The 11,960-nt window shown below is 47.0% G+C and carries 14 protein-coding genes; 4 read left to right on the forward strand and 10 right to left on the reverse strand.

Annotation, left to right across the window (positions count from 1 at the left end):
* Window positions 1-3: 3 nt before the first annotated feature.
* Complete coding sequence (locus A3CY_RS0105120) at window positions 4-1,875, reverse strand: heavy metal translocating P-type ATPase (RefSeq protein WP_018336830.1); 1,872 nt, start codon at window positions 1,873-1,875, stop codon at window positions 4-6.
* Between the two features lie 155 nt (window positions 1,876-2,030).
* Complete coding sequence (locus A3CY_RS0105125; protein ID WP_026207327.1) at window positions 2,031-2,378, reverse strand: winged helix-turn-helix transcriptional regulator; 348 nt, start codon at window positions 2,376-2,378, stop codon at window positions 2,031-2,033.
* A 166-nt stretch (window positions 2,379-2,544) separates the two neighbouring features.
* Here A3CY_RS0105125 and A3CY_RS0105130 point away from each other — a divergent pair, with 166 nt between their 5' ends.
* Entirely contained in the window at window positions 2,545-3,078 is a 534-nt protein-coding gene (locus A3CY_RS0105130; RefSeq protein WP_018336832.1) for a DJ-1/PfpI family protein, read from the forward strand.
* 399 nt (window positions 3,079-3,477) lie between these two features.
* A complete protein-coding gene (locus tag A3CY_RS0105135; RefSeq protein ID WP_018336833.1) occupies window positions 3,478-5,088 on the forward strand; it encodes a fumarate hydratase in 1,611 nt (536 codons plus the stop codon).
* 73 nt (window positions 5,089-5,161) lie between these two features.
* Here A3CY_RS0105135 and rd read toward each other — a convergent pair whose 3' ends face one another.
* The 3 genes from rd to A3CY_RS20275 are packed head-to-tail and all read right to left on the reverse strand — an operon-like array spanning window position 5,162 to window position 6,750.
* On the reverse strand, window positions 5,162-5,326 hold the full coding sequence (gene rd, locus A3CY_RS22420) for a rubredoxin (RefSeq protein WP_065219960.1): 165 nt from the start codon (window positions 5,324-5,326) through the stop codon (window positions 5,162-5,164).
* A 49-nt stretch (window positions 5,327-5,375) separates the two neighbouring features.
* Complete coding sequence (locus tag A3CY_RS23255) at window positions 5,376-5,579, reverse strand: hypothetical protein (RefSeq protein ID WP_316928919.1); 204 nt, start codon at window positions 5,577-5,579, stop codon at window positions 5,376-5,378.
* Window positions 5,482-6,750, reverse strand: coding sequence for an aldehyde dehydrogenase family protein (locus tag A3CY_RS20275; RefSeq protein ID WP_240388124.1), 1,269 nt, complete (start codon window positions 6,748-6,750; stop codon window positions 5,482-5,484). Before A3CY_RS20275 ends, A3CY_RS23255 begins: the two co-directional genes overlap by 98 nt.
* A 104-nt stretch (window positions 6,751-6,854) precedes the next feature.
* Here A3CY_RS20275 and A3CY_RS0105150 point away from each other — a divergent pair, with 104 nt between their 5' ends.
* Complete coding sequence (locus A3CY_RS0105150; protein WP_018336835.1) at window positions 6,855-7,847, forward strand: EamA family transporter; 993 nt, start codon at window positions 6,855-6,857, stop codon at window positions 7,845-7,847.
* A 93-nt stretch (window positions 7,848-7,940) separates the two neighbouring features.
* Here A3CY_RS0105150 and miaA read toward each other — a convergent pair whose 3' ends face one another.
* The 5 genes from miaA to A3CY_RS0105175 all read right to left on the reverse strand — a co-directional run bounded on the left by miaA (window position 7,941) and on the right by A3CY_RS0105175 (window position 11,282).
* The gene (gene miaA / locus A3CY_RS0105155; RefSeq protein ID WP_018336836.1) at window positions 7,941-8,828 is read right to left on the reverse strand and encodes a tRNA (adenosine(37)-N6)-dimethylallyltransferase MiaA; all 888 of its coding nucleotides are present in this window, start codon (window positions 8,826-8,828) and stop codon (window positions 7,941-7,943) included.
* An 84-nt stretch (window positions 8,829-8,912) separates the two neighbouring features.
* Entirely contained in the window at window positions 8,913-9,518 is a 606-nt protein-coding gene (locus A3CY_RS0105160; protein WP_018336837.1) for an IS1096 element passenger TnpR family protein, read from the reverse strand.
* A 13-nt stretch (window positions 9,519-9,531) separates the two neighbouring features.
* Complete coding sequence (locus A3CY_RS0105165; protein WP_018336838.1) at window positions 9,532-9,858, reverse strand: CCC motif membrane protein; 327 nt, start codon at window positions 9,856-9,858, stop codon at window positions 9,532-9,534.
* A 10-nt stretch (window positions 9,859-9,868) separates the two neighbouring features.
* Window positions 9,869-10,171, reverse strand: coding sequence for a DUF2752 domain-containing protein (locus A3CY_RS0105170; protein WP_040371467.1), 303 nt, complete (start codon window positions 10,169-10,171; stop codon window positions 9,869-9,871).
* A gap of 19 nt (window positions 10,172-10,190) precedes the next feature.
* On the reverse strand, window positions 10,191-11,282 hold the full coding sequence (locus tag A3CY_RS0105175) for a pyridoxal-phosphate-dependent aminotransferase family protein (RefSeq protein ID WP_018336840.1): 1,092 nt from the start codon (window positions 11,280-11,282) through the stop codon (window positions 10,191-10,193).
* Between the two features lie 320 nt (window positions 11,283-11,602).
* On the opposite strand from A3CY_RS0105175, the gene rsfS reads away from it, so the two are divergent.
* Window positions 11,603-11,959 carry a ribosome silencing factor gene (rsfS, locus tag A3CY_RS0105180; RefSeq protein WP_018336841.1) on the forward strand — a complete coding sequence of 119 codons (357 nt, stop codon included), beginning with the start codon at window positions 11,603-11,605 and terminating at the stop codon, window positions 11,957-11,959.
* Window position 11,960: the final 1 nt, after the last annotated feature.

An 11,960-nucleotide genomic window follows, 5' to 3' on the forward strand; every position in this document is an offset into this window, starting at 1 on the left:
CCTTTATTTTACCTGTATCCTTATCGCGTTGAGTATCGCCAATAAAGCTACTCCAACATCAGCAAAAACGGCTTCCCACATGGTGGCAACACCCAATGCCCCGAGTAGCAATACAATCAGTTTTACCCCGAATGCCAACACGATATTCTGCCATACCACCCGGCGGGTAGCCCGTCCTATCCCTATCGCCGTTGCGATCTTGCTCGGCTGGTCAGTCTGTATCACTACATCAGCAATCTCTACCGCGGCATCGCTCCCTAGTCCACCCATGGCTATTCCCACGTCCGCCAAGGCAAGCACGGGGGCATCGTTAATTCCGTCTCCCACGAACGCCACCTTCCTGCCCGGTCCCGTCTTCAACTCTTCCAGCCTCGCCACCTTATCCGCCGGGAGCAGATCGCCATACGCTTTGTCAATACCCAAACTTTCCGCTAATTTAGTAACAATTGCTTGTTTATCTCCCGATAGTATCTCAATATTATCAATATTTAAACTTTTCAACGCGGCGACAGCGTTCGCCGCATCCTCTTTCGGGGCATCCGCCAACAGCAGGTATCCCGCGTATATCCCACCCACGGCACAGGCAACCACCGTCTCCGGCACATTCGCCAACCCCACGGGATAAACCACCCCGTTCGTGTCCAGCAAACGGGTATTCCCCACCAGCACTTCCTTACCGCCCACGTCGGCTTTCAACCCGTGACCCGGCAACTCTGTCACACCGGACAAAGAACGGGGCTCAATCCCCGCGGCACGGACATAGCGGACAACCGCCTTCGCCACGGGATGCGTACTATTCTCCTCCACTGCCGCCATGATACCCAACACTTCGTCACGTTCGAATCCTTTGTTGGCGTGCGCCTCCCGCACCTCGAACTCACCCCGCGTGAGAGTACCCGTCTTGTCAAACACCACGGTATTCACCCGTGTAATCGCGTCAAGATAATTCCCACCCTTGAACAGAATCCCATGACGAGATGCCACCCCGATCCCCCCGAAATACCCCAACGGGATACTTACCACCAGGGCGCAAGGACATGAAATCACGAGAAACACAAGGGCACGATACAACCAATCGTTGAAGACAAAACCAAATTCCGGTTGAAGTAACGAATAAACAAAAGGCAACAGCACGATCAATACCGCCAGCCCCGTCACCACGGGCGTGTACACCCGGGCAAAACGGCGAATAAACAATTCTGTCGGAGCCTTCCGTTCCGTGGCATCCTGCACCATTTCCAACACGCGCGCCAGCTCGCTCCGGTTGTAAGGGCGTATCACCCGAACCCGAACCACCCGGTCGACGACAATCGTTCCCGCCAGCACCGTTTCCCCCTCCCGGATATCCCGAGGCAAACTCTCGCCCGTCAATGCCGACGTGTTAAACGCTGCCATACCCTCCAACATCACCCCATCCAACGGCACCCGCTCGCCTGCCTTCACCTCGATCGTTTCACCAACCCGCACATTCGCCGGGATTTCTGTCATCGCACGCCCTTCCCGTATAACCGTGGCAATCTCGGGACGCACGTCCAACAATGCCTTCACGCGGGAACGAGCACGTTCCACCGCCGCATCCTGGAACTTCTCGCCAACAGAATAAAACAACATCACTGCCACCCCTTCCGGGTATTCCCCGATATAAAAAGCCCCGAGAGCCGCCACACTCATCAACATAAACTCGTTAAAATACTCCCGTTGCAATAAGCACTCCACCGCTTCCCGCAACACGGGCACGCCTACAGAAAGAAAAGCCGCCAAGTACCATACCAACCGCACGTATCCATTCCCGAACCACGCTGCATCTCCCCATGCCAAACCGATCCCACCGACCAGCAGGATGAATGACACAATCTCTTTCATGTATTTTTTCATAGTTATTCGTTTTATTTTCGGTAAAGATACTTGGAAAAGGATGCAACTAAATTGCAAAAATAGAACACACGCACTCCCGACACCTTATTATTAGGACCGTTCGCACGCGTGTTCCCCGAGTTGACACTCTGTATCCGATTGAAAACGCTTGCGCGTCAGTGTCCTTCCCTGCTCTCGACGATCTCCGGCATATGTTGTATCGCCCACTCTACCAATGTCTGGATATGAGGCATCAGGCTCTCGCCTGTCGCCGTCAGTTGATACTCCACTCGCGGGGGCACCTCGGCATACACTTTTCTCGACACCAACCCGTCCGCCTCCAACGTCCGCAAAGTCACCGTCAGCATCCGTTGTGAAATATCAGCAATGGCAGCGTGAATATCCCGGAAACGCATCGTTCCGTTCGCTTCCAGTGTTACCAGTACCAGCATTGACCATTTGTCCCCCAGTCGACTCAACACGTCGCGAATGGGGCAATTACCTGTCGCATGAAATTTTATCATTTTTTTTACTTCCATATCCCGTTTAATATCAACATTACTAACATCCGTGTAACTATCTTATCCCGAGGTACGTTCTTGTTTTTACGAAATAGATAACCTACATTTGCTAAACAAAAGTAATAAACTTACTTAAAAGAACTATTGTTTCACATTAAAAAATACGATTATGGCAAAGAAAGTAGTAGTTTTAGCAGTCAACCCGGTAAATGGATTCGGATTATTCCAATATTTGGAAGCATTTTTCGAGAATGGTATCCCTTACAAGGTATTCGCCGTTGCCGACACGAAAGAAATTAAGACGAACTCCGGCATCACCCTGTTTGCCGATGACGTGATCGCTAACCTGAAGGGACACGAGGACGAGTACGACGCACTCGTGTTCGGCTGTGGCGACGCCATGCCCAAGTTCGGTGAGAACGCCGGAAAACCCTACAACCAGGATATGCTTGCCGTGATCAAAACCTTCGACGACAAGGGTAAAATCATCATCGGGCACTGCGCTGCCGCCATGATGTTCGACGCCACGGGTATCATCACCGGCAAAAAAGTGGCAGTCCACCCGCTCGCGAAAGCCGCTATCCAAAAAGGAATCGCTACCGACGAGAAATCTGAGATCGACGGTAATTTCTACACCGCTCAAACTGAAAACACCATCTGCAGCATGATGCCACAAGTTATTGAGGCGCTGAAAGGTAATTGAAAAAACACCTCAACAATCAACTTACCACGCTAAATGTATCGGACAAGCCCGGGTGAAGCCCAAAGATGCTCTCTCCCGGGTTTGCCCTATCTATTTCCTAGGTTGACAGGCGTTTATCCTAACTACTATTCTATCGTTATTCTATTGTTATTCTATTGTCATCCTATTTAAATAGAATAACAATAGGATTTAAATAGTACTATTACCATATTACAATTAGAGCAAAATAGGAGAAAGCTAGGTGTAATCACCGGGAGATACCCGAAAAAGATTTAAAATGAATAAGATTATCGAATCAATTGCGTTTTTCATTTATTAATTCTAATTTCGTTGCGGTAAATTAAAGAAATTTTTCCGTTATGGAATAAGAATAATATAACCACAAAAACAATAAAGATTATGGCAGAATTCAAGTATCAAGAACCATTTCCGATTCAAAAAGACAACACGGAATATCGTTTATTGACAAAGGATTACGTGAAAACCATCGATATCGAGGGACGTAAAATATTAAAAATTGAAAAAGAAGGGCTGGAACTACTTGCCCGGGAAGCATACGCCGATGTATCTTTCTATCTCCGCGCTTCTCATTTACAGAAATTAGCCAATATCCTGAAAGACCCGGAGGCTAGTGACAATGACAAATTTGTCGCCCACACCATGTTGTTAAACCAAGTCGTGTCAGCCAAGGGAGAACTACCAACCTGTCAGGATACAGGTACCGCTATCGCCATTGGTAAAAAAGGCGAGAACGTGTGGACCGGGTTTAATGACGCGGAAGCCATCAGCAAAGGTGTATTTGAAACCTATCGTGACCGCAACCTGCGTTACTCCCAAGTAGTGCCTTATACCATGTTCGACGAAAAAAACAGTGGCACCAACCTTCCGGCACAAATTGACCTGTACGCCACGCAAGGCAATAAATATGAATTTTTGTTTATCACCAAGGGAGGAGGATCTGCCAACAAGACTTTCCTGTATCAACAGACAAAAGCCTTATTGACCGAAGAGTCTTTGACCAAATTTATCAAAGATAAAGTGAAAGACTTGGGAACCTCCGCTTGTCCTCCCTACCACCTTGCCGTGGTGATCGGCGGAACCTCTGCGGAAGCCTGCCTGACAACCGTGAAGAAAGCCTCCGCAGGATACTATGACAACCTTCCTACCGAGGGTAACGAGGGCGGTCAAGCCTTCCGTGACCTGGAATGGGAAGCAAAAATCCAAAAGATCTGCCAGGATATGGGAATTGGGGCACAATTTGGCGGTAAATACTGGGTACACGATGTGCGGGTAATCCGCATGCCGCGCCATGCGGCATCCTGCCCCGTGGGTATCGGCGTAAGTTGCAGTGCCGACCGTAACATCAAGGGCAAGATCACCGAGGACGGTATATTCCTCGAGCAACTAGAGAAAAACCCGGCTCGCTTCTTGCCCGCCGAAAACCCGGCTCTAGCCCCCGCCGTGAATATCGACCTCGACCAACCCATGGAAGAAGTATTGAAGATATTGAGCCAATACCCCGTGAAAACCCGTCTGAACCTGTCTGGAACCCTCATCGTGGCTCGCGACATCGCCCACGCACGCATCAAAGCCATGCTTGACGAGGGAAAACCGATGCCCGAGTATTTCAAGAACCACCCGATCTATTACGCCGGTCCCGCCAAGACCCCGAAAGGCATGGCATCCGGTAGCTTCGGACCCACGACAGCCGGACGTATGGACCCATATGTCGACCTGTTCCAAGATCATGGCGGCTCAATGATTATGGTTGCCAAAGGTAACCGTTCACAAGCTGTCACCGACGCCTGCAAGAAACACGGGGGCTTCTACCTCGGTTCCATCGGGGGACCCGCGGCAATTCTTGCCAAGGAAAGCATCAAGTCAGTTGAAATCGTCGCTTTCGAGGAACTGGGCATGGAAGCCATCCGCAAGATACGGGTAGAAAACTTCCCCGCCTTCATCATCGTGGATGACAAGGGAAATGACTTCTTCGCAGAATGGGCACATTAATGGCAAAGAGTTTATATAAAAATAACGCCAGAGGGATCCCTCTGGCGTTATTTTTAGCTTTTTACTTTCAGCTTTATTCCTCTACCGGTTCGAAGTCTTCTTTACCGACTCCGCAAAGCGGGCAAACCCAATCTTCCGGAATATCTTCAAAAGCGGTTCCGGGTGCAATACCCCCGTCAGGATCACCTACTGCCGGATCATAAATATAACTGCAAACTGTGCAAATGTACTTTTTCATAGTGCTATTGTTTTTAAATTTCAACAAATATAATAATTCTTATCAGACATCACATAAATTTTTTAATCAAATTCAAGTGCTTATACGGGACGTAGCGAAAATGGTTATCTATAAAAGTGGAAGAAATAACAACAGATTTCAAATTACTGAAAAGTTCAAAGCTCGCCTTGCCATGATATTTGCCGATACCGCTCATCCCGACTCCCCCGAAAGGTAAACGGGGATTCGCCACATGAACAATAGTGTCGTTCACGCAAGCCCCCCCCAGAAGTAGTGGTTTTCAACACTTTCTTTGCCATTTTAGATGTCCCGAAGTAATACAACGCCAAAGGTTTCTCACGCGCATTCACGAAAGCGATAGCCTCGTCGAATTCCCGGTAAACAAGGACGGGTAATACGGGTCCGAATATCTCCTCCTGCATCAAAGGACTGTCCGGATCTACTCCCGTCATCACGGTCGGGGCTATATATTTTCCCTCTATATCGACCTCTCCCCCCACGACGACCTGTCCGGAAGAATGCATCAGATGTGCCAACCGTTCCGCCGCCGCCCGGTGTATAATTCTCGTGTAATCCGGGCTATCGGCGGGATTCTCCCCGTAGAAATGCTGAATGGCACGTTTAACCGCATTCACGAAAGCTGTTTCCAGTTCCGCAGGCACAAGAACATAGTCGGGTGCCACACAAGTCTGTCCGGCATTCAGGAACTTTCCCCACGCGATTCGGCGGGCAGCAATCTCGATATTCGCACTTCGGTCGATAATACAAGGGCTTTTACCCCCTAACTCCAACGTCACGGGAGTCAGATGCCGCGAGGCTACCTCCATAACTTCCCGACCGAAGCGAGCCCCTCCCGTGAAAAAGATATAATCAAAACGCTCGCTTAACAAGCGGGTGACCATCTCCCCATCCCCCTCGCACACACACACGTGATCTGAATCAAAAACCGCAGAAACGATCTCCCCGACCACTTTCGCCGTTGCCGGCGCATGGGGTGAAGGCTTCAACACAACACAATTCCCGGCGGAAAGCGCCCCGACTAAAGGTTCCAGGAGCAACTGGAACGGGTAATTCCACGGGGATATGACAAGCACTACCCCATAAGGCTCGTACATCAACCGGCTACGGGACGGCAGAAAAGGCAACGGTGTCGCCACCCGTCGTCCCCTAGCCCAACGCTTCAAATGCTTCACGTGATAATCAATTTCTCCAACCACCACGCCAATCTCCGTCAAGTACGCTTCCCCCTCGGATTTTCTCAAATCTTCCCACAAAGCCCGGTTGATATCCCCCACTCGAGAGAGGATCGATTTCTTCAGTTCTTTCAGTTTTGCCAATCGCCAGGATACATCACGAGTTATCCCTTTCCTGTAAAATTGCCGTAAAGATTCCGTGTACACGGAGGAAGTATCCAATTCATCCATATTTTATTTTGTTACATTTTAGAAAACAAAGATATATTTTATTTCAATAAAAACTTTTCCCCCGGGCATATCGTTATATCCAAACTAAATTAAAACAACCAAACATGAAAATAGGTGCTTTATATGCATTACTATCTATTATCACTTGGGCAATAATCAGTGTTATCACCCGATTTTGCATCATCTACCTGGAAACTAATATTTTAGTTTTCGCCACCTTACAGATATTCTCGGCAGGGGTAGCCCTGTTACTTATCCGGAAACCGGTTACCCGTGACGGCTGGCGTTCTGGGGTAAAATACTCATGGCTTTACACGATACTCCAAATATGCCGCAATTTCTTCCTTGCTGCCATATACCTATCGATCACGAGTACGGAAACCAGTTTGTTGATAAACGGGGAGATCATTGTGACCACGATACTCGCATACATTTTCTTTAAACGTCGTCCTCACCCAAGCAACATTTTCGGGATGCTCGTTATCCTAGTCGGCATTATACTATTCATTCAATCGCTTCCAGAAAACATTCAGTTACGGGTAAGCATACTTATATCCTTGGCGGTAATAGCCAGTTGTACGCGTGCCATCGTGGTTGAAAAAACGACCATTGCCAGTCCAAACACGACCACCCGCCAGAAATGCGGAATCTCAGGATTCACCATGTTTTGGGGAGGAATTATTGTCATGTCCGTACTTACCGTTATTGCCATCGGGGAACATATATTCGCACCCGGGTATATAACCAACCATCCCGAATGGTTTTACCTGCCTCGAATAGAAGACATTCTCCACCCGACCACGATCGTGTCTGCCTGTATTACCGGATTCACGCTGACGGCTCTATCCACTTACCTGTATTACGCTACCCTCAAAACTGCCACGGCGGAAACGTTCATGACCTTTCGGGCATTCCAGCCCATGCTGACTTACGGACTGGAATCTCTAATCGCCATCTACGCAATCAATTTAAAACCGGAGCTGGATACAAGAGATTATATCCTCGGGTGTGTCATTATTTTAGGTTCTTTTCTCATCTTGCTCATGCCACCCCGGCGCACAAGACAACTCGAACCGAAGCAGTACATGACGGACTAAACACTTGAAAAGGATAGATTCAGAGATTTTCGATTTAATGATTTAGTGATTAAGGAATCACAAAATCGGCAATCACGAAATCACAGAATTTATTCAATCTAAAATTGATAAGATTTCTGTTTCCTGAGAGGGATGGTACCAACGGATGTCCGGGTCATTGCGATACCAGGTGAGTTGTTTTTTAGCATATCGGCGGGTATTACGTTTTATCAAGCGGATAGCTTCTTCCCGGTCGAACTTCCCATCGAAATAATCGAACCATTCTTTATACCCGACAGTATTCAATGCATTCAAATGTCGTAACGGGTAGAGCAAACGGGCTTCTTCCTCCATGCCCGCCTCCACCATAAGGTCAACCCGACGATTGATTCGATCGAATAATTCCTCCCGCTCCCGGTTCAACCCGATTTTCACGATATAGAACTCCCGTTCCTTCACGGAACGAGTTAAAAAAGATGAATAAGGCTTCCCCGTCATCAAGCAAACCTCCAAGGCGTGCATGATACGCTTGGCATTTTTCAAATCAACTTGAGTATACCACTCGGGGTCTAATTTCTTTAGCAACAAACGCAAAACCTCTATCCCGTCCCGCTCGAACATTTCCTTTACCGATGCCCTTACGTCATCGTCAATCGTGGGCATCTCGTCAATGCCTTTACACACGGCATCAATATACATCATTGAACCACCAGCCATAATAACGACATCCGTTTCCTCGAAAAGTTCACGAATCTTCGCTAAAGCCTGCTGCTCGAATTCCCAACAATTGAAATAGTCCCGCACCGACACCGTTTGTATAAAAAAATGAGGAACTGCCTCCAATTGCTCTCGCTCTGGCACGGCAGTTCCTATATACATTTCTTTATAAATCTGACGGGAATCGCACGAGATAATAGACGTCCGATAATGCTTCGCCAACTCTATACTCAAGTCGGTCTTTCCTACCCCCGTTGGTCCCAGCAATACCAGCAATGTCTTCATCCATTCTGTGATTTCATGATTCTGTGACTGCCGATTAAAGAAATTAGAATCACCTAATCGCTAAATCGCAAATCACTAAATCTTTTAGAGTCTATCAATATAATCATCCAAGCTCTCGTAACGGTCGTCTCGAAAATACTCGTCGTCGCCACCACGATCCTGACGATCGTCATCATCATAATCGCCATTCCCGAATTCTTCCATGAAGCTATCGTCGTAATCGCTGTCATATTCTTCCTCGGGCTTGTCGAATTCCCAATCGGTGTTATTTTCGTCATACGAGAATTGTTCCGGGATATCTCCCTCACAAGCAATACATACCGGCATCACGTCAGAAGAATCACGAATATATTCCCCGGCATACTCCACCTTGAAATACTTATTGGAAAAGAAATCATACACGTATTCCAACTCGAGACATCCTGGTTTAATAATATCACTGATCTTCGTGTTATCCATAACAAGATTCTCACTCTCCTCGTCATCCACGGTCATATCCATCAAAGCGATCTCTTTCACCCGGTTCCCCATTCGGTCTAACGTGAAGAAAGAAGCCATTTGAGAACTATCGTAATTTAACGTCTCTACAATTTTATCGTGAAATTTTTGGAATGTCTGTTCCCCACCAACTGCAATTTCACACCTAAAATCCGAACTAGTCGGTAAACTGATTTCAAATCTGTAATCCATATGTTATTTAATTTTAACCAAGCATCAATGCAGAGCCGACGCCTAACGCCGTAACACCCAATAGCACGAGAATAACGAAAGCGACCACCGCCAAAGCAACACAAATCCCGATAATCCCGCAAACACGTCCGGCACTTAGATTCTTGTAAGAAATCTCCGTGTATTTATCCGGATTCTCCAAGTAAGCCTTACGAGGTGCCGAAGCCATGGCAACCGCAATAATCCCCAACACCAATCCGACGAAACCGTAACACCAGCAAAATACCAGTGACAATATACCCAATACCAACACCGCTGTGGCGTTCGGGAGGTCTTTTTTTCCTGTTTCAATTATCTCCATCGTTGTCGTTTTAATGGGTTATTAATTTAAGCAAATATGAAATTAAAATTATTATCAAGCAAACAAAACCCGTAATTTTTAATACCACCGGGGATATTTTTTTTATCCCGGTAAAATGCCCCGCTGCAAGGGCTATAAACACGATCAAGGGTATCAATGCCGGATAGGTTTTCACGGAATCAGTGATCTCACCTCTAAACAACATAAAAATAGCAGTCTGAAACCCGCATCCCGGGCATTCGATACCCAAAGCATTCTTCACCAAGCAAGGCAACTGATGTGCTTCCAGCCAATCGACAACAGTCAACTCCATACTCCGGAAGACCAATACATTAAATATCGTGCACGACGGTTTCCAGAATATCCATAGCCTCCTTGATCAGGTTGATATTCGCCTGCGATCCCATGTGACCGATACGGAATACCTTTCCTGCCAATTTGCCATAGTTTCCGCCAACGACCATACCTTGCACCCTCAACTCGGAATCCAAACGTTCCCAAGTCATATGCTCCGGCACGTAAACAGCTGTCACGGTGGGAGAACATACCGCATCTTCAGCGGGATACAGCTTCAAGCCCATTTCCTTGATTCGCTCCCGGCAATAGGCGGCAACTTTTTCATGGCGGGCAACACAACTATCCAACCCTTCCTCGAAGATCAACTCGCAAGCCTTACGCAATTGCGCAGTTCCCTGCCAGTAAGGAGTGTAAGGGAAACATCCCGTTTCCGGGGCAGTCAGGAAAGGCAACAAAGCCTCGTACCCGGCATAGTTCACGTCTTTCACGATCTCCCATGCCCTATCGCTCACCGACAGGAATGACATATTCGCCGGAGCGGACAAGCATTTCTGCGAGCCACCCAATGCCAAATCCACGTGGCAAGCATCTATATTAATAGGAGTACCCCCCAAACCGGACACGATGTCCACGCATAACAGGGGAACCCCGTGTTTCTCTTTCAAATCACCGATCTCCTGCACCGGGTTCATTGTCCCACTGGGAGTTTCATTCTGTACCATCGTAATCATTTTCGGCTTAAAGTCCACGATGGCTTTCTCGATAGCCTCGAAATCATGAAAAGTTTGGTCATACCCGAAGTCCAGGGTCAGAGCCTCACACCCGATCGCTTTTGCCATATCCCCGAACCCTTCGCCGAATAATCCCGTGGAAAGCACCAGCACCCGATCGCCCGGTTTCAACGTGCTTTTCAAGGCTGTCCATAGAACCAGCATCCCCTCGCCCGTTTGAATCACAACCCGGTTGCGGGTTTTCATCATCTTTTGTAACAAAGCTTCCGTTTCCCGATACAAAGCCGCGTATTCCGGCTCAAAATCCGCAGACCCAAAGTTCTGGGCTGCAACTTTCAAAATCTCCTGCGGGACAGCAACAGGTCCCGGAACTAACGGTATTAGATACTTTTCCATTCTTAATTACAAGTTTATCATGTTTTTGTACTCTTTTTTCATGGTTCGGTAAACGACAAAACCAAAGCACTAGTTCGCAAAACTACAAATAAGAATTGTTAAAAACACTACCCGTGAATAAAAAAATTAACAATCGCCGAATTTATAAAATTTACCCCGAAAAATCCAAACCTATTTCGATGACAATTCGTCATAATAACAAACAGCGAGAAAATAGGTACATTTTTTGCTAAAAAACACAGAAGAGTACGAACAAAACTCGTTTGGATTAAATATTAAAATGTATATTTGTACTTTAAATTAGAAATTAGTATTAGAGAATGAGTGGAGCAGAAAAATTAGTTGAACAAGTAGTAGAAACATTAAACAATAATAAAGGTGTCGACATCGTAAAGATTGATTTGAGGAGAATAGAGAACTGTTTCTGTAGTTTTTTCGTAATATGTCACGGTACTTCCAACACACACGTGGCGAGTTTGGCTGACTACGTTTATGATGAAGTGAACGAGAACACGGGAGAAAAGCCATTGCACATGGAGGGAGAACAACAAGCACAATGGGTGGTACTCGACTATGGTAACGTGGTCGTACATATATTCCAGAAAGAACAAAGAGATTATTATCAACTCGAAGATTTTTGGGTCGACGCAAAAATAACCAGAATAGAAGAAAATTAAT

The sequence above is a fragment of the Butyricimonas synergistica DSM 23225 genome, assembly GCF_000379665.1.
Lineage (GTDB): Bacteria > Bacteroidota > Bacteroidia > Bacteroidales > Marinifilaceae > Butyricimonas > Butyricimonas synergistica.